Below are 17,351 nucleotides of genomic sequence, written 5' to 3'. Positions count from 1 at the left end.
CCCGGGGGCCGTGGCGGGAGTCTAAAACCCCAGCACCAGCGCCACCACAGTGGCCGCAGCCAGAGCAACTATAGCGATCGATGCTGTGCGTAACATAAGAGCCGGCGGGGCAATGTGCCCGGCCGTCTCCAGCACGCCAACGCCGGCATGGAGGGTGCGGATCCGAATGGAGGCGCACACCACCAGAACAATCGTCGTCAGGCTCGCCATCACGGCGCACACTCCCAGTCCAATGACATGGGCGGAGTGGCCGGGGACAAACAGCCCGGCGACGTCGGCCGAACCCTCGCGCGTCAGCGACAGGGCCCAGCCGCGCCAAATCAACAGGCTGGCAATGACGGCGCTCATGATGGTCCGCCGCCAAGACAGGGCTGTGCGTTCAGGCTGCAGGCCTGGATCCCTGGCCGGGATCGCTGCCGCGCCCATGCCATCTGCGCCCATGCTAAGGACGGACCAGGATCAGGACGGCGAAGACAATGGCTGCCACGGACACCACCACTGTCATGCCGAGCATCAGCCAGGAGTGCGGCAATTCCGCGTCACTGCGCATGGCTTGTTCCTGATGCGCCCAGCGCCTGTAGCTGACAATGGCCAGCACCGCTCCAATGATGGCCAGCACCACGCACAAGACGACGCGGATGGCCGTCGGCGCGATTTCCGGCGCGAGTTGGTCCAGGGCCACGGCTCCGGCCAGCAGTGCCAGCGCGGTGCGCACCCACGCCAGAAAAGTCCGCTCATTGGCCAGCGAAAACCGGTAGTCCGGGGTCTTGCCGGTTCTTCGCCAAGCAGGCTCGCGCATGGATGTCCTCATTCGTTGGTGGTGGTTGCCCAGCTATGAGTCTACTGGGGATCACACAGCAGCCCATGAACGGTAAATTGGAACCATGAACAATCCCGCGCAGACCTCCGCAGCTTCCCCGGCCAGCTTTTCCAGCCGCGTCCAGGGCACGCTCATGGGCGGTGCACTGGGCGATTCACTGGGCTACCAAGTGGAATTCGACTCGCTGGAGCAAATCACTGCCAAGTACGGCTCCTCGATGCTCCTGGACCTGAGCCAGGCCAAGGGGACCGTGCACTTTTCCGACGACACCCAAATGACGCTCTACACCCTCGACGGTCTTCTGGACGTGCTGGAGTGGGCCAATGGCGGTGTCGGTGCCGACATCAATGCCTGCCAGTGGCTGGCCTACCTGCGCTGGCTGAAAACCCAGGGCGTTCCGGCTCCCGGCCACGCCCCCGAGCAGGCGCCGCGCTGGATTGATTCGCAGAGCGTGCTGCACCACCAGCGCCACCCAGGCAACGCCTGCTTGACGGGCCTGTCCACGGGCGAGATGGGCACCGCCGCCCGCCCCGTGAACCTTGATTCCAAGGGCTGCGGGACGGTCATGCGCTCGGCCCCCTACGGCCTGCTGCCCAACGTTGAGGCCGAAACCGTGTACAAGGTCAGCTCCGACGCGGCTTCCCTGACCCACGGACACCCCTCCGCCCGCCAAAGTTCCGGCGCGTTCAGCTGGCTGATCCACCAACTCGTCATCGTTGGCCTGCCGTTGCGGGCAGCCGCCGAGTCCGCCCGCGACCGTGCAACTGCCGAGCGTGCCGCCGATGCCGACTTGTTGGCCCGCCTGGAGCTGGCCCTCACCCTTTCCACGCACGACGGCAAACCGCTGGCCGGCGAATCCCTCACCGACGCGCTGGGGCTGGGCTGGGTGGCCGAGGATGCCCTCGCCGTTGCCCTCTATTGTGTGTTGGCCACGGAAAGGGATGCTGTTTCACCCGTGGAACACTTTCTGGACGCGCTGCGCCTGGCCGTGAACCACAGCGGGGACTCCGACTCCACCGGCGCCATTGCCGGGAACATCCTCGGGGCGCTGTACGGGGAAGCTGCGTTGCCGCCGTCGTGGTTGAAGCTGTGCGAAGCGCCCCAGCTCATCCGCCACCTCGGCGCCGAGTTCATCAAGCTCACCACAGGGGAATAGCCCACGAAAACGGCCGGGGAAAAGGGCCTGCAAATAGGCGTAACCACTCAGGTGGTTTTGGTGGTTGGCGGCGCGCCTCGTTGACTTGCGCCGCTGGGGGCGGATGCTGAGGGTGTGAGCACGTCACCGTCTTATGAAGATCTGGTTGCTGAGAATGTTCAGCTGCGATTGCTGGTGGCTGAGCTGCAGCGGGCGAACAAGGTCCTGACGGAACGGGTAGCGGAGTTGGAAGCCCGGTTGGGGCAGTCGCCACGGAATTCATCGAAGCCGCCGAGCAGTGAGGGCTATGAGAAGCCTGCCCCGAAATCCCTGCGGCAAAAGACGGACCGGCCCTCGGGCGGGCAGACCGGCCATAAGGGCCACAGCCTGGAGCGGGTCACGGCCCCGGATGAGGTTCTGGTCCATGAACCATTGGTATGCGGCGGATGCGGGGAATCATTGGCGGGCGCCCCGGTGGTCTCCACCGAATCCCGGCAGGTCTTTGACCTGCCCCCGATCAAGGTGTGGATCACCGAGCACCGGATCCGGCACCTGCGGTGTTCGTGCGGGCACGTGAGCATGGCGGAGGTTCCTGCCGGGGTTGGTGCCCCGGCCCAGTACGGGCCCCGGGTCCGGGCCCTGGGCGTCTACCTCCTTACCGTCCAGCACCTTCCCCTGGAACGCGCCGCGCAATTGATGGGCGAAGTCGTCGGGGCACCGGTCAGCCAAGGCTCCTTGGTCACCTGGCAGGGTGAAGCGGCCGCCGGCCTGGACGGCTTTGATGAGGCCCTGGTGCGGGGATTGACCGCCGCGGACGTACTCGGTGCTGACGAGACGGGGATCCGGGTGAACGGGAAACTGGTCTGGGTCCACGCGTCCCGCACCGATTCCCTGACCCGGTACACGGTTTCCCCCAAGCGCGGATACGCCGGGATGGAGGACGCCGGGGTGCTGACGAAACTGGCGCCGGCGACCGTGCTGGTCACTGACTTCTTTAGGCCTTATTGGAACCTGGATGTCCTCCACGCGGCCTGTTGCGCGCACCTCTCCCGTGAACTGGTGGCCGCCTCCGAAAGGGACGGGCAGGAAGGTTGGGCGGTGGGGATGGAGCGGTTGCTGGCGGAGATCAACCGTGTCGCCCACCGGGCCCGGGAGATCGGAGGGACAGCCTTAGCCCCGGACCTGTTGGCGAAGTACCAGCGACGATACGACGAGTTCATCCGGGCGGGGTGGGCGGAAAACCCCAGCTTCTCACCGGGCACGCACGCCACGAAAAGACCCAAACACGTCAACCTCCTCGACCGCCTCGACGGGCACCGGGAAGAAGTGCTGCGCTTCGCCACCGACCTGCGCGTCCCCTTCACGAACAACGGCTCCGAGCGAGATATCCGGCCGTTGAAGATCAAGATGAAAGTCTCCGGCGGACTGCGGAGCATGCCCGGAGCCGAAGCATTCTGCCGGTTGCGCTCCTACTTCTCCACCGCCGCCAAACAAGGCCAGGCAGCGTTCGACGCAATGGTCATGCTCCACAACGGCAACCCCTGGCAACCCGCCATCAGCTAGCTCCGGCCCCACCAAAAACCACCTGAGTGGTTACAAATAGGCTCAGCCTTTTCGGAGGGTGAAGTTGGCGCATTCCTCGCAGGCGCCGGCGGGAATCAGTCCGCGGCGTTGCAGCACACCAAAAATGATGCAGCCAACGCACAAGCCGATGAAGGCCTCCAGCGACGCGGCCACCACCAGCGTCAGGATCAGGGTCCAGCCCGCCAACGATGCCCCGGCCAGCAGCAGGACGAATGCCGCGATCGACAAAACAGCACCGATGCCCTGGGCAAAACGCTTGGGCGGTCCGGGCACCAGCTTGGGTTCGCCCACCAGCGGGGCCAACACCTGCACCGACAGCAGGGCGGCCGGGGAAATGCGCGGCCCAAAAGCCACCCGCAGCACAAAGCCTGCAGCGATGAGCCCCACCAACCAGTCGAGCCGGGCCACCACGGCAGTCAGTGCAAGGACCACCACAAGGCCTGCAGTGAACCGGGCGGCATGTTCGTTCACGGGGTTCGGGAAGGCAAAAATCCGACCGAGCTTTCCGGGTACGGGAGCTTGGAGCGGGTTCTGAGCTTGGACGGGGTCCGGAGCCTGTACCGTGTCCGGGAGTTGGCTGAAGTCAGTGGACGCGAAGCTGGCGGCGGGACGGGTTTGCTGGCTCATAAGCCCACAGTAGGTCTCAGGGACCCCCGCGCTGAAGGATTGTTGCGCAGCATGACAGCCTTGTGGCATCCAAGGTCGGGATATGCGCCCGATCTGGTCATCCGCGCCCCGAAATATCAGGCGCGAATGACCACATCGGCGTCCTAGCCCACCATCTGCATGAATTCGCCCTCCGAAAGCACCTCAATGCCCTGCCCGCGGCGCTGGAGCTCCAACACCCTGTGTGCCTTGGTGGTGAGCCGACCGCTGCGCAGGTCGCTGGCCGTGAAACCGCCGCCCACCACCAGCACAGTGGTTTTGCGGGTGACGCTGCTGGCGCACTGGGCTCCGTGGCCGGCGGCCCGCACCTTGGCCTCGGGCCGGTCCAAGCCAAGGTCGCCGGTGAACACCACCGTTTGGCCGTACAGGGGGTGGGAGGTGTCGGCTTGCGGGTTCGGGACGGGGTTGGGCCCTTCGGTGGACCAGCTGGAGCGTCCCCCGCGGGCTGTTCCGGCAGCAATCCCGGCCTTCATCTCCGCCATTTTTTCCAGCGCCGAGCGCGTGGCCTTGGACAGCCCGTCCCGGGAAGGGTCGTAGGCATCGACGTGCGGCATGGCCAGCTTCATCGAGCCAAAGACCTCCTGCACGCTGGACGAACCGTGTTTGCCGGCAATGTCCACCATGATCCCGGCGCACGCGCGGGCATCCTCGGTGGCGTCGTGGTGGTTGAGCAGCGGCACACCAGCCGCCTCGGCCACAAACGGCAGCGAGTAGGAAGGCAGTGCATAGTTCTTGCGGGAAAGAATCACTGTGCAGGCGTAGTCAAAGGCAGGTGAGGGCATGTGCGAGACTTCCGCGGCCGAGCGGATCACGCCAATGTCAAAGGCGGCGTTGTGTGCCACCAGGGCATCACCGCCAATGAACCTGTGCACCTCGGGGAAGACATCCCTGAAGCGCGGCGCCGTGCCGACGTCGTCGGGCGTGATGCCGTGGATGGTGATGTTGCGCGAGTCAAAGTGGTCGTGGCCCTCGGGCGGGCGCATGAGCCAGTAGCCCTCGTCGACAACCACCCCGCCGCGTACCTTCGTCAAACCCACGGAGCAGGGCGAGCCCCTAAATCCGTTGGCGGTTTCAAAATCGATTGCAGTAAAGTCCAGAGCCACCCCCCAAGGCTACTCCCCCGCCCCGACACCGAACGCATCGACGAAGCCCCCCGTCACAGGCCCGTCGGTGTGCAGCTAGGGTGTGGCTCGGCGCAGGGTGGTGAAGGCCGCGAAGCCCAAGACGAGCACGAACGCGAACGCCAGCGCACCGATCGAGAGTGGCGTGAGCGTGATGATCCACGCGCCCACGGCGGGCCACCAGCCCTGCAGGGTGATCAGTGCCACGGCCCCGACCAACAACACGGCCGCCGACAGGCTCATGACGAGGACGCCCGTGGCCTGCCAGCGCTTGTAGACGGTGGCCGCCCAGAAACCGAGCAGGAACAAGAACATCATCAGCACGAAGTAGAAGAACCACTGGCTGAACCAAAACCTGTCCGCCACCCAGGAGATGGCGAACATGCGTCCTTGCAGTCCCCACCCGTTCGTGGCCTGTTCCACGAAGCCAAGGATCACATAGAAGGCTGAAATGGCCGCCGCAAGCACCGTGAACAATCCCACCGTGCCCAGGAAGAAGTTCCGCCGGCTCACGCTCAAGCCCTGGGAGAAGGGGAAGGACAGCGTCAGGGACTGGATGCCCAAGCCGAAGAAGTACCACATGACCGCCTGGCCGGCGCCGGAGTACTTCACGCCCACCGAGTCCGGTATCAGTGCCCAGATCACTGCACTGAGCAGGAACGAGCCGGCAATGATGACGGCCGGTATGCCCAAAAACGTCCATTTGTTGATGAGCTGCATCTTCGCAACTCCCACTGCGCGATTCATCGTGCCACTCCCGTCCGGGTCTTGCTGTCCGACCCCTGTGCGTCCTGCTCGAGATCATCGGGAGACAACCCGACGTCGAGCGTTTTCCGTATGACAAATTGCTGCAGTGAGACGGGCCCGATTTCAAGCCCCAGCTCGTGTGCCTCCCGGCGTTCAGCAGCGCTCAGGGCTCCGTCGAGGGTGACCGATTGCAAGGCGCCCAGCTGTTCCCGGTGCAGGATCGTCCTGCCTGCCGTGAAGGCGTCCACCCGTGTGGCAGTGCCTGCAACGTTGACGGCCTGGCCGCGGATATTCTCGGCATCGTCGTCAACGATGATCCGGCCTTGGTCGATGATGATGATGTGTTCAAGCAGATTCGCCACTTCGTCGATCAGGTGGGAGGACAGCACGATGGTGCGGGGGAACTCCGCGTAGTCCGCCAGCAGCCGGTCGTAAAACAACTGCCGGGCCACAGCGTCCAACCCCAGGTAGGGCTCGTCAAAGAATGTCAGTTCAGCCCGCGAGGCCAACCCGATGATGACGCCCACGGCCGAAAGCTGGCCGCGCGAAAGCTTCTTGATGCGGCGCTTCATGGGAAGCTGAAAGTCCTTCGCCAGGCGCAGGGCCAGCTCGTTGTCCCAGTTCTTGTAAAAGATCGCCGCAGCCCTGAAGGCGTGCATTGGCTTGAAGTCGTCGGGGTACTTTTGCGATTCGCGGATAAAGCAGATCCGGCTCAGCACCTTTTCATTCTCGTAGGGCGCCTCGCCAAAGACTCGCACCGAACCGGAGCTGGCAAAGCCCTGCGCCGTCATGATGGACATGAGGGTGGTCTTGCCGGCGACGTTGCGCCCCAGCAGACCGTAGATTTTGTCCTGCTCCAAGCTGAGGCTGACATGGTCAAGGGCCAAGACGTCACGATAGTTTCGGCAAAGGTCTTGCACCTGGACTACTGGCGTGCTCATAGGGCTCCTGCTTTCCATCCTGTGCCTGCACCTTCGAGGCCTGCACTTTCGTGGCTGGTGTTTTCGAGGCCGGCGTCGCTTTCGCGGGCCAGCATGGCGGCGAGCTGGCCATGGTCGATGCCCAGCTTGCGGGCTTCGCTGGCCAACGGCCGGACAAATTGTTCGTAAAAGTCCTCTCGGCGCCGGGCGACAAGGACGGCCCGGGCTCCGGTGGCAACAAACATGCCGATTCCCCTTTTCTTGTAAAGGATTCCGTCGTCCACAAGGCGGTTGACACCCTTGGCGGCGGTGGCTGGGTTGATCCGGTGGAAGGCGGCAAACTCGTTGGTGGAGGGGACCTGCGCCTCTTCGGCCAGGACGCCGTCAACGATGTCGTTTTCGACCATTTCCGCTATCTGCAGGAAAATTGGCCGGGTGTCGTCAATCATGGCCGGCCACTCCCCCGTCCACCGGAGAAGAGGCCTCCCCGTAGCCTCGTTGGTTGCTTAGTCATGCAACTAACCATACAACCATTTCGGTACGTGGCAACCCCAAGGAACAAAGTCATCCTCCGGGTGGAGGTTCCGTGCAGGGAAGTAACGTAATCTTGGTTCGTGATACTTACCGCTATGACTGACTCTGTCCTTCCCGCGCTCGTGGGACACGGAGCCGTTCCGTCGCTCGGCCTGCTGCCGGACTGGCTCGACCCCATGAAGATTTTGGACAACTCGGCACTGGGCTTTTGGGTGGTCATCATCGCCTGCGCCATCATCTTTGCCGAGACGGGCCTGCTGGTGGGCTTCTTCCTCCCCGGCGACTCGCTGCTGTTTACCGCCGGCCTGCTGGTCAGCACGGGAAAAATGCCCGTCAACATTTGGTTGCTCATGGGCATGCTGATGGTCTGTGCCTTCGCGGGTAATCAGCTCGGCTACTACATCGGGCTAAAAGCCGGTCCGGCCATCTTCAACAAGCCCGACTCCAAACTCTTCAAGAAACAGCACGTCGACAGTGCACATGCTTTCTTCGAAAAACACGGTGGCAAGGCGCTGATCCTGGCCCGTTTCGTGCCGATTGTGCGCACCTTTGTCCCTGTCATAGTGGGCGTGGCCAAGATGGACATGCGCAAGTTTGTGCTTTTCAATGCGATTGGGGCGGTCCTGTGGGCTGGCGGTGTCACGTTGCTGGGCTACATATTGGGCAATAAAGTGCCCTGGGTGCGTGACAACCTCGACATCATCTTCATCGCCATCGTTGCCCTCTCCGTCATCCCCATTGCCATTGAATTCATCAGGGCCCTGGTCAAGCATGGCAAGAAATCACCGAAGGTCTAAGCTTTCAGCGCACGAAAGCGACCCCGGACAGTCTGCCCGGGGTCGCTTTCGTTTTGTACCCACCCCAAGATCTATGACGCAGTTGTTGGACGAAAATCACCCATTTTAGCGGTTTTTCGTCCAACAACTGCAGCATGGAATTCCGGACCGGCAGGCCGGGCCAGTATTTCTAGGACAGCGCCTTCACCAGGTGCGGCAGCAGTGCCCTGAACGCATTGCCGCGGTGGCTGATCGCGTTCTTTTCCTTTGCTGTCAGCTCGGCGCAGGACTTTTCCAGGCCTTGCGGCACCAGGATGGGGTCGTAGCCGAAACCGCCCTCGCCGCGGGGTTGGTGCAGCAGGGTTCCCTCCAAGGTTCCTTCCTCCACCACATCCAGGGCGGCGTCCGGCCCTGCCAGGGCAGCTGCGCAGACAAAGCGGGCGCTGCGGTGACCCGTGCCAATGTCGGCCAGTTGAGCCAGCAGCAGCGCCAAGTTCGCCTCGTCGTCGCCGTGGCGTCCCGCCCAGCGGGCCGAGAAAATCCCCGGCGCCCCGCCCAACACGTCAACGGCCAGTCCCGAGTCGTCGGCGACGGCCAGGACGCCGCTGAACGCTGCCACGGCGCGGGCCTTCAACAAGGCGTTTTCCGCAAAGGTCACCCCGGTTTCGGCGACATCCGGCGCTTGGATGGCACCGGCGTCGAGCACGTCGGTGTCCACGTCAAGACCCGGCACCTGCCCGCGCAACAGTTCGCGCAACTCGCGCAGCTTGCCCTGGTTGTGGGTGGCCAGGATGAGTTTGGGCGCCGTCATCAGCCGGCGAGGGTGTCGCGCTGGATCCGGGCCAGCTCCGTGGTGCCGATGAGGGCCAGGTCGAGCAGCTGGTTCAGTTCTTCGCGGTCGAAGGGGGCTCCTTCGGCAGTGCCTTGGACTTCGACGAACTTGCCGGAACCGGTGACAACCACGTTCATGTCCGTCTCGGCGCGGACGTCCTCGACGTAGGGCAGGTCAAGCATGGGCACGCCGTCGATAATGCCCACCGAGATGGCCGAGACAGTGTCGATGAGCGGCTGGGCGTTCTTGGCGATCAGCTTGTTTTCCTTGGCGTAGGCGATGGCGTCGGCCAGGGCCACAAAGGCTCCTGTGATCGCTGCGGTGCGGGTCCCGCCGTCGGCCTGGAGAACGTCGCAGTCGAGCACGATCGTGTTTTCGCCCAGTGCCTTGGTGTCGATGATGGAGCGCAGCGAGCGGCCGATCAAGCGTGAGATCTCATGCGTGCGTCCGCCGATCTTGCCTTTGACGGATTCGCGGGAGTTGCGGGTGTTCGTGGCGCGCGGCAACATGGCGTATTCGGCCGTGACCCAGCCGGTGCCTTCGCCCTTGAGCCAGCGCGGGACTCCGGGGGTCAGGGATGCGGTGCACAGCACGCGGGTGTTGCCGAACTCGATCAGGGCCGAGCCTTCGGCTTGTTTGGACCAGCCGCGGGTGATGGTGATGTCGCGGAGTTGGTTATTGGTGCGGCCGTCGGCGCGCAAGGTGGCAGATTCACTTGAAGTCATGGACCAAGCCTACTGGGCGAGGGGCTTTCCGTTACCGGACCTTGTTGGCCATGCGGAAGTTCTTTCGCGCGGTGAAGAAGCCGGCTGCTGGCTGGATGAAACACAGCACCATGGCTGCCAGGCCCAGCAAGATCTGCAGGATGGTGACAATGCCGCCGGGCATGGTCAGTCCGATGAGCTGGCTCAACGCCACAACGGCAAGGATCGCCCCGACAATGCGGGCCCAGCCCATGCCCTTCTTGACGAACAGGCCAATCACGATGTAACCGGCCACGGCCAGCACACTCACCACGATGATGCCGCCCACCGCGAAGGCCACTGTCACATCGATCACTTCAGGGGTGACTCCGGATGGGTTTTGGGCTGTCAACTGGTCGACGATCTGCGTGCGAAAAGCCTCGGAACCGGCATTGAGCAGGCCAAAAATAGCGGATATGACCTGCAGCACGGCCGCACCCAGCAACATGAAATAGATCGTGTTCATGACAGGCGGGGCCGTCGGCGCGGCGGCGGACGCAGCCGACTGCCGGTAAGGCTCGGATTCGGGGTTGTAGCGCGGCATCTCAGTCATGGTTGTCATCCTTTGCAGATCAAGTTCGACGGCGCCTGCCGTCCTTGCCTGCCTTCGAGCCTATCCGCCGTGCTGCATCAAAACGATGCTCCTTTGGGACGATCTTTTCCATGCGCGTCCGAATGCCGCCGCAGGGGCAACACCCACACCGGGGACAGGCTCAGATGGTGTAGTGAACGCCGGCCACGGCCGCGGCCACCTCGCCCGAGTAGACCTCGCGAGCCTCGGCGACCACCGTGTTGGCGCTGGTCCACACGGGGAGGTGGGTCAGCAGGAGGCGCTTGACGTTGGCGCGCGTTGCTGCTTCGCCAGCACGCTTGCCCGTCAGGTGGACGTTTTTGATGTGGTCGTCCCGGCCCTCTTCAAAGGCGGCTTCGCACAGGAAGAAATCGGCGTTCCGGGCAGCGTCTTCCAAGCCTTGGCAGCTGTCGGTGTCCCCGGAGTACGTGAGCACGGCGGTGCGGTCCATGCCGGTGCCGTCGTATTCAGCGACTTCCACGCGCAGCGCATAGGCTTCCGGCACCGGGTGGTTGACAGTGAAGGGCGTGACCTTGAACGGGCCCACCGTGACCGGTTCGCGTTCCTGCCACAGCTGGAAGTCGAACTCTTCGCGCATGCCCGGATCAAGATCAAAGCCGTAGGCAGTGGCCAACCTGTCGGCCGTGGCAGCCGGGCCCCAGACGGGAATCCGCCCGCGGTTCCAGCCGTCCGGGCCCCACCTGACAGCCACGTGCAGGCCGCACAGGTCCATGCAGTGGTCGGGGTGCAGGTGGCTCAGGAAGATCGCATCGATGTCTTCCAAGTCCATGTACTTTTGCACGGCCCCCAAGGCTCCGCTGCCCAAGTCAATGAGCACCCGCCAGGGCCGTTCGCCGTCGTGGGCGGTCACAAGGTAGCAGGACGCGGGCGACGACGGGCCGGGAAAGGACCCGCTGCATCCAACGATCGTCAATTTCATGTTTGCTCCCCCGCACCATGTCCCGGAACAGCCAGTCTGCCCACCGAATCACCCAAAACAAAATTGGAGACGCGGTGCGAGCCGGACCCCGGGCCGTTTTCGCGGGCGGCGGCCAGCATGTCGGGCGTGATGCGGGCCAGCGATCCGGTGGGATAGTGCGCCGAAACATGGCTGACTTGCTCCACGCCGCGCACCTCCGGCCCGAGGAACCGCCGTGCCAACACGCCAAATCCGTTGGCATCGCCGGTGGAAAGGAACTGGTGCGTGGGTGCTTCGAGGCAGACCCGTTCCAGGTCGTGGCTGACAAGGGCCCTGTACACGTCCTTGGCTGTTTCCTCGGCACTGGAGACAAGGGTCACGGAGTCCCCCATGACGTAGGAGATGACGCCCGTCAGCAGCGGGTAGTGCGTGCATCCCAGCACCAGGGTGTCCACTTCGGCGGCCTTCAGCGGCGCCAAATAGGCCTCGGCCGTGGACAGCAGCTCGGCCCCGGCCGTGATGCCGGATTCCACAAAGCGCACAAAGTCCGGGCAGGCCACCGAGGTGATGTTGAGGTTCGGGGCCGCGGCAAAGGTGTCTTCGTAGGCGCGCGAACCTACCGTGGCCACCGTGCCGATGACACCGACGTGGCCGGTACGGGTGGCTGCCACGGCGCGGCGCACGGCAGGCTGGATGACTTCAATGACGGGGATCCCGTAGCGGGCCGTGTACCTTTCCCGGGCGTCGCGCAGCACGGCGGCCGACGCGGAGTTGCAGGCGATGACCAGCAGCTTGACCCCGGAGTCCACCAATTCGTCCATGACGCCCAGCGCATTGGCCCTGACCTCGGCGATGGGCAGCGGGCCGTAGGGTCCGTTGGCGGTGTCCCCCACATACAGGATTGATTCGTTCGGCAGCTGGTCAATGACGGCGCGCGCCACCGTCAGCCCGCCGACGCCGGAATCGAAAATTCCAATGGCCCGTCCGGCCACGTCGCTTGGCTGACCTCCGGCGTGGGCTTGGATCCCCGGGACTGTTCCTCGTGTTGTGCTCATGATCGTTCCAACATTAGTTCCTTTGCCCGTCCGGCAGCTGCAAATGCGCCCAAGGACACACTCACTTGCCGCGTTGCAGCGCCACCAGCATGGCTTGGACAAGGCTTTCCTGCAGCCACGAGACAAAGTTGTAGACAAGGCTGAGGTAACTTTCGACGTCGTCCGCCTCGCCCCAGTCCTGCACCAGGTGCACCCGCTCGGCATCGCCTTCGTCGCGAATGGCCAGTCGCTCCGCCAGCACCAGGCGGACGTCGTTCAACGCCATGGACCACAGCTTGGCCTGCTCCGGGTCCAACACCAGCTTGTCGCTTTCGAGCCCGAGGGAAGCGGCGCGCAGGGCCCCAATCTTGGTTTCGCGCAGCGAGCGTTCGGTGAGCTGGCGAAACTCGAGGGCGGAGTCGTCGTCGTTCTTCACGGCGTCGGGCAGCAGGCGCAACAGGGCCGGATCGGTGGGGACGCGCACATCCATGTCGAGGCCGATCAAGGCGGCCAAGGGGTCGCTGGATGCGGGCGTTTCCGGTTCCAGCATGGTGATGATGTCTGCGAAAAGCTTGCGGATGAGGTCGCGCTCGGGGCCTTCGAGGAAACCGGTGATGCCGCGCCGGCCGGCGGAAAAGGCCTTAGCCACGGTCGCCGCCCTTCTGCACTGTCGCCCACAGGCCGAATCCATGCATGGCCACCACGTGGGCCTCCATCTTTTCCTTGGCTCCGTGGGCCACGGCGGACCTGCCCTCGGTATGGACTTCCAGCATCAGTTTCGCCGCCTTCGACTCGGAATAACCGAAGTAGCTTTGGAAGACGTAACTGACATAGCTCATCAAATTAACCGGGTCGTTCCACACGATTAATTCCCACGGAATGTCCGGGGAGATGAGTTCGCTGGTTGAGACTTCCCGGTCTGTTTCCGGGGCTGTGCTGACACTCATGTGTCCATTCTAGTGTTGCCGCACTACAGTGAATTCCGTGACTACGCCATCAAGCTGGGGCCACCCCCGCACATCATTGTTTACGGATCACTACGAACTGACAATGCTTCAGGCCGCCCTGCACTCCGGCGCCGCGCACCGCCGCAGCGTGTTTGAGGCCTTTGCCCGCCGCCTGCCTGATGGTCGCGGCTACGGCGTTGTAGGGGGAACGGGCCGGTTGCTTGAAGGTTTGGAGCACTTCCGTTTTGGTCCGGACGAGCTGAATTTCCTTGCCACGAATGAGATTGTCAATGACGAAACTCTGGCGTGGTTGGCCGATTTCAAGTTCTCGGGGGACATTTACGGTTACGCAGAGGGCGAACTTTATTTTCCCAGTTCGCCCATTTTGACCATCGAATCCACGTTTGCCGAGGCCTGCATCCTGGAGACGTACGTGCTCTCGGTGCTCAACCACGATTCCGCCATCGCCTCGGCGGCCTCCCGCATGATCACCGCCGCCGGCGCACGCCCCTGCATTGAGATGGGCTCGCGCCGCACCCACGAGGAGTCGGCGGTGGCGGCTTCCCGCGCGGCAGTGATTGCTGGCTTCCACAGCACCTCCAACCTCGAATGCGGACTGCGCTACGGCGTCCTTACCCAGGGAACGGCCGCCCATTCCTTCACCCTGCTGCACGACTCCGAGGAAGCCGCCTTCCGCGCACAGATCGGCTCCATGGGTGCCGGGACCACGCTGCTGGTTGACACGTACGACGTCGAAGCCGCCGTCCGCAAAGCCGTCGCCATCGCCGGGACCTCCTTGGGCGGCGTCCGGTTGGATTCAGGGGACCTGCTGGCCCAGGCGCGCGACGTCCGGGCCCTGCTTGACTCGCTCGGCAACACCAATACGCGCATCACCGTGACGAGCGACCTTGACGAGTTTGCCATTGCAGCCCTGGCCGCGGCCCCCGTGGACTCCTACGGCGTGGGCACCTCCCTGGTCACGGGCTCGGGTGCCCCCACGGCCTCCATGGTCTACAAGCTGGTCTCGCGCGAGGATGACAATGGAGAGTTTGTCTCCGTTGCCAAGGCAGCCAAGAACAAGGCCAGTGTGGGTGGGCGGAAGTACGCCGTGCGCCGCCTGAATGCGCGCGGCATCGCCACCTCGGAGGCCGTGGGCATTGGCCACCGCCCCGCCGGGGACGGCAACGACCGCCCGCTGCTTGAACAATTCGTCAAGGACGGAGAAGTGCTGCCCGGCTGGACAGGCCCCGAGGGCGTGGTGCGTGCCACGGCCCGCCACACCGCATCCATGGCGGAAATGCCCGGTGCCGCGAAGCGCCTGCAGCGCGGTGAACCTGTCATTCCCACCGAATACGAACACGAAACAGCAACCGTTTAGCAAGAGGAGTTATTCATGGCCAAGGCCCTGATTATTGTTGATGTCCAGAACGACTTTTGTGAAGGAGGCTCGCTCGCCGTGGCCGGGGGCGCTGCGCTGGCGGGTGAAATTACCGAAATGCTGGCCGAAACCACGGACTTTGACTTTGTTGTCGCCACCCAGGACTGGCATGTGGATCCGGGCAGCCACTTCTCACAAACGCCCGACTACAGCACCAGCTGGCCAGAGCACTGTGTCGCCGGTTCCAAGGGCGCCGCCCTGCACCGCAACTTGGACACCGAGGACATCGACGCCTACTTCCGCAAAGGCAAGTACGACGCCGGCTACTCCGGTTTTGACGGACTCCTCGCCCCCGAGGACGAAGTTGCCGTGGGCGAGCGTGAAGCCCACGAATCAGTCGAGGACGGCAATGAATTCCCTGTCAGCCTCGACGATTGGCTGCGTGAAAACGACATCGACGACGTCGTTGTCGTGGGCATCGCCACCGACCACTGCGTCCGTGCCACGGCCTTGGACGCCGTCAACGCCGGCTACAACACCACGGTGCTGCGCGACTTCGTTGTCGGCATTGATGCCGACGCCGCCGAGGAAGCCCTCGAGGAACTTGTGGATGCGGGCGTGGAGGTCAAATAGGCAACGCCGCACCCGTGGCGGCGTTGAACGGCCCAAAGAATGTCCCGGCCGGCCGATCCGGGCGGGGACACCGATGTTATTCTTATACCATGGATTTCTTGGTTTAATGGGAGGTAGTCATGGTCGGCATATTTGCGCGCGGACGAATCACTTGGATGCTGGGAATTGTTCTCGGAGTCATCCTGCTCATCATTGGCATCGTCCTCCCCAGCGTGTGGCTGATTGTTGTGGGTGCGGCGCTCGTGGTCTTCGCCGGGGTGTTCCTCATCCTTTCCTACGTTACCCACGGCCAGACAGACTGACTTGACCGTTGAGGGGGGCCTTCGCCGACCCTTCTTCATCATTGCCCTCGCGCTCATGGTTCTGGTGATTATGGTGGAACTGGGAGCTGCGTTAATTGCCGCAGGCTCCGTCCAGCCCGGCACGGCGACGGCGAACGGGCTTGGGATGCCTGCCGGCGTTGACGTGGAATCCGGCTCAGGACCTGCGGACTCGCTGGGTGCCGGGGTGGGGTCGCTTGCACTGCTGGACGGCTTGCTGCTTTTCACCCTCCTCCTGCTCGGGGCCAGCCTTGTCATGCCCCTGCGCCTCTACGGCCGCATTCAGGGGCTGGTCACACTCATTGTGTGCGCGTTGTGGATCCTGATGTGTTTCCTGACAATCCTCCAGGCCGTCGTGAAGCTGTTTCTGATGATCGCCTTGTTTGTCGCTATGCCGTTTGGCACCATTGCCTACCTGGCGTTGTGGGGCAGTTTCCCCATCCACAGGGCCGCCCTCGTCCTTGGACTGCTGCTGCTGCTGAAAATTGCCGTCGGCGTGCTGCTCATTCTTGCCCAGCCGAGGTTCCTGCGCATCAAGGGCCTGGTGGTTCTGGTTGTCCTGTCCGTACTGCTGCAGCTGGTCCTCGGCATCATCCACGGTTTCCTGCCCGGACCGGTCGTATCCATCGGGGACCAGTTTTGGGCCATCGTCGTTGGTGTGGTGGCATTGATTTGGGCCCTGATCATGCTGATCTGGTCAATACCGGCCATTGTCAATGCCATCCGCGTCAGCGCATCATTTACCGATTCCCAACCTGCAGATTCTCTCTAAGACCGGGAATTTCCTTCGGTGGCAACGGAATACCAGGCTCAAGGTCCCGTACATTCTTTTGAATCAAGAAGCAATCCTTTACTTTCGCGCAGATAAAGGTTGGCTGGACTGTGGATCCGCCGGGTTGGGTGTATTCAAAGATGGAAGCACCTATCAGCACACCATCGCTGCGCACTTCCAGCAGCACCTTTCCCGCAGGTATTTGCGGTGGGGTGACGAACGAAAATTCAGTATTGCTGACCAGTGTCCCGGAAATGTTCACACCGCCGAGCACCACAACTGTCGGCTCTCGAAACCGCCCCAGGAGCTTAACGGCGGTGCCACCTGCTTGGGGGCCGGCGGCAGGAACTACGGAGGTCAGTTGCAGGGCCGGTGCACTGGGAGCCGTGCTCGGTGATACCGCGGCCTCAGGTGTTGAATCCCGTGATGTGAAAAACCAGATCGAGCCGGCAGCCAGCAATACTATGACAACGGCGGCTCCCGCAACCAAAAGCCAGGGAAAGCGCTTGGGCGGAGCTGCCGGGGCTTTCGGGGGCACCACAAGTTGAATGACGGCGGCCAGCTCCGCATATTCCTCAGGGGCTTGATCAGCCGAATAGGGGATGAACTTGATGGGATAGCTTCCCGGCTCAGCTCCCGTGGTGTCGAACTTGACGTCGTACTGGACAGTTGCCCCGGGCTCGACCGTGCGCTGCGGTTCAGTGACCGTCGTCCATGTGGGGGCCGCTGCCCCACCGGCCGCCGGCGGGGAGTCTGAGAATGCTCCGAGAACCACCCTTTCCGGCGTCGGGGCGCTGTTGGTAACGGACACTGTCAGTGCCCCTTTGCCGTCAGTCAAGGCCACGGTGGGTGAACTTAGGGTCATCGAGATCTTTTTCATGCCATCCTCCTGGTGCGAG

22 protein-coding genes are annotated in these 17,351 nt (G+C 63.3%); 7 read left to right on the top strand and 15 right to left on the bottom strand.

The annotated features are described in order from the left end of the window. Positions 1-21: 21 nt before the first annotated feature. Together QMG25_RS07665 and QMG25_RS07660 are read right to left on the bottom strand one after the other, a co-directional pair. Positions 22-426, bottom strand: a complete 405-nt coding sequence (locus tag QMG25_RS07665; RefSeq protein ID WP_283458897.1) for a DUF202 domain-containing protein — start codon at positions 424-426, stop codon at positions 22-24. 16 nt (positions 427-442) lie between these two features. After that, positions 443-799: a YidH family protein gene (locus QMG25_RS07660; protein WP_283458895.1), complete on the bottom strand. Its 357-nt coding sequence runs from the start codon at positions 797-799 to the stop codon at positions 443-445. A gap of 85 nt (positions 800-884) precedes the next feature. Here QMG25_RS07660 and QMG25_RS07655 point away from each other — a divergent pair, with 85 nt between their 5' ends. Then, complete coding sequence (locus QMG25_RS07655) at positions 885-1,976, top strand: ADP-ribosylglycohydrolase family protein (RefSeq protein WP_283458893.1); 1,092 nt, start codon at positions 885-887, stop codon at positions 1,974-1,976. Between the two features lie 114 nt (positions 1,977-2,090). Next, positions 2,091-3,518, top strand: a complete 1,428-nt coding sequence (tnpC, locus tag QMG25_RS07650; RefSeq protein WP_283458891.1) for an IS66 family transposase — start codon at positions 2,091-2,093, stop codon at positions 3,516-3,518. A gap of 42 nt (positions 3,519-3,560) precedes the next feature. Here the strand turns inward: tnpC and QMG25_RS07645 are convergent, their stop codons facing one another. The 5 genes from QMG25_RS07645 to QMG25_RS07625 form a co-directional block, all read right to left on the bottom strand. Next, complete coding sequence (locus QMG25_RS07645) at positions 3,561-4,166, bottom strand: DUF4395 domain-containing protein (RefSeq protein ID WP_349307116.1); 606 nt, start codon at positions 4,164-4,166, stop codon at positions 3,561-3,563. A 143-nt stretch (positions 4,167-4,309) separates the two neighbouring features. After that, positions 4,310-5,308, bottom strand: a complete 999-nt coding sequence (locus tag QMG25_RS07640; protein WP_283458889.1) for a 3'-5' exonuclease — start codon at positions 5,306-5,308, stop codon at positions 4,310-4,312. A gap of 75 nt (positions 5,309-5,383) precedes the next feature. Beyond that, positions 5,384-6,073, bottom strand: coding sequence for a hypothetical protein (locus tag QMG25_RS07635; RefSeq protein ID WP_283458887.1), 690 nt, complete (start codon positions 6,071-6,073; stop codon positions 5,384-5,386). After that, positions 6,070-7,014, bottom strand: a complete 945-nt coding sequence (locus tag QMG25_RS07630; RefSeq protein ID WP_283458885.1) for an ATP-binding cassette domain-containing protein — start codon at positions 7,012-7,014, stop codon at positions 6,070-6,072. The genes QMG25_RS07635 and QMG25_RS07630 overlap by 4 nt, the downstream gene beginning before the upstream one ends. Then, entirely contained in the window at positions 7,011-7,442 is a 432-nt protein-coding gene (locus QMG25_RS07625; RefSeq protein WP_283458883.1) for a GntR family transcriptional regulator, read from the bottom strand. The genes QMG25_RS07630 and QMG25_RS07625 overlap by 4 nt, the downstream gene beginning before the upstream one ends. Before the next feature lie 180 nt (positions 7,443-7,622). Between QMG25_RS07625 and QMG25_RS07620 the strand changes: the two genes are divergently transcribed. Further along, complete coding sequence (locus QMG25_RS07620; RefSeq protein ID WP_283458881.1) at positions 7,623-8,324, top strand: DedA family protein; 702 nt, start codon at positions 7,623-7,625, stop codon at positions 8,322-8,324. Between the two features lie 169 nt (positions 8,325-8,493). On the opposite strand, the gene rdgB is transcribed toward QMG25_RS07620, so the two are convergent. The 7 genes from rdgB to clpS all read right to left on the bottom strand — a co-directional run bounded on the left by rdgB (position 8,494) and on the right by clpS (position 13,349). Further along, positions 8,494-9,114, bottom strand: a complete 621-nt coding sequence (gene rdgB / locus QMG25_RS07615; protein WP_283458879.1) for an RdgB/HAM1 family non-canonical purine NTP pyrophosphatase — start codon at positions 9,112-9,114, stop codon at positions 8,494-8,496. Further along, on the bottom strand, positions 9,114-9,860 hold the full coding sequence (rph, locus tag QMG25_RS07610; protein WP_283458877.1) for a ribonuclease PH: 747 nt from the start codon (positions 9,858-9,860) through the stop codon (positions 9,114-9,116). The genes rdgB and rph overlap by 1 nt, the downstream gene beginning before the upstream one ends. A 31-nt stretch (positions 9,861-9,891) precedes the next feature. Then, positions 9,892-10,431, bottom strand: a complete 540-nt coding sequence (locus QMG25_RS07605; protein ID WP_283458875.1) for a hypothetical protein — start codon at positions 10,429-10,431, stop codon at positions 9,892-9,894. Between the two features lie 160 nt (positions 10,432-10,591). Beyond that, positions 10,592-11,389: an MBL fold metallo-hydrolase gene (locus QMG25_RS07600; RefSeq protein WP_283458873.1), complete on the bottom strand. Its 798-nt coding sequence runs from the start codon at positions 11,387-11,389 to the stop codon at positions 10,592-10,594. Then, on the bottom strand, positions 11,386-12,423 hold the full coding sequence (murI, locus tag QMG25_RS07595; RefSeq protein WP_283458871.1) for a glutamate racemase: 1,038 nt from the start codon (positions 12,421-12,423) through the stop codon (positions 11,386-11,388). Before murI ends, QMG25_RS07600 begins: the two co-directional genes overlap by 4 nt. 61 nt (positions 12,424-12,484) lie before the next feature. Next, positions 12,485-13,051, bottom strand: a complete 567-nt coding sequence (locus QMG25_RS07590) for a DUF2017 domain-containing protein (RefSeq protein WP_283458869.1) — start codon at positions 13,049-13,051, stop codon at positions 12,485-12,487. Beyond that, entirely contained in the window at positions 13,044-13,349 is a 306-nt protein-coding gene (clpS, locus tag QMG25_RS07585) for an ATP-dependent Clp protease adapter ClpS (RefSeq protein ID WP_283458867.1), read from the bottom strand. Before clpS ends, QMG25_RS07590 begins: the two co-directional genes overlap by 8 nt. 76 nt (positions 13,350-13,425) lie before the next feature. On the opposite strand from clpS, the gene QMG25_RS07580 reads away from it, so the two are divergent. The 4 genes from QMG25_RS07580 to QMG25_RS07565 all read left to right on the top strand — a co-directional run bounded on the left by QMG25_RS07580 (position 13,426) and on the right by QMG25_RS07565 (position 16,452). Beyond that, positions 13,426-14,727: a nicotinate phosphoribosyltransferase gene (locus QMG25_RS07580; protein WP_502866368.1), complete on the top strand. Its 1,302-nt coding sequence runs from the start codon at positions 13,426-13,428 to the stop codon at positions 14,725-14,727. Between the two features lie 15 nt (positions 14,728-14,742). Then, entirely contained in the window at positions 14,743-15,360 is a 618-nt protein-coding gene (locus QMG25_RS07575) for an isochorismatase family protein (RefSeq protein WP_283458865.1), read from the top strand. A gap of 119 nt (positions 15,361-15,479) precedes the next feature. Next, on the top strand, positions 15,480-15,662 hold the full coding sequence (locus tag QMG25_RS07570) for a hypothetical protein (protein ID WP_283458864.1): 183 nt from the start codon (positions 15,480-15,482) through the stop codon (positions 15,660-15,662). 1 nt (position 15,663) lies between these two features. After that, positions 15,664-16,452, top strand: a complete 789-nt coding sequence (locus tag QMG25_RS07565) for a hypothetical protein (RefSeq protein ID WP_283458862.1) — start codon at positions 15,664-15,666, stop codon at positions 16,450-16,452. On the opposite strand, the gene QMG25_RS07560 is transcribed toward QMG25_RS07565, so the two are convergent. Beyond that, on the bottom strand, positions 16,421-17,332 hold the full coding sequence (locus tag QMG25_RS07560) for an IPT/TIG domain-containing protein (protein WP_283458860.1): 912 nt from the start codon (positions 17,330-17,332) through the stop codon (positions 16,421-16,423). The two genes, QMG25_RS07565 and QMG25_RS07560, sit on opposite strands and share 32 nt — an antisense overlap. Between the last annotated feature and the right edge of the window lie 19 nt (positions 17,333-17,351).

Origin of the sequence: Arthrobacter sp. H35-D1 (assembly GCF_030063185.1) — a bacterium.
Lineage (GTDB): Bacteria > Actinomycetota > Actinomycetes > Actinomycetales > Micrococcaceae > Specibacter.
Note: the sequence above shows the minus strand (reverse complement) of the source record. Positions and strands in the feature narration are given on the sequence as shown.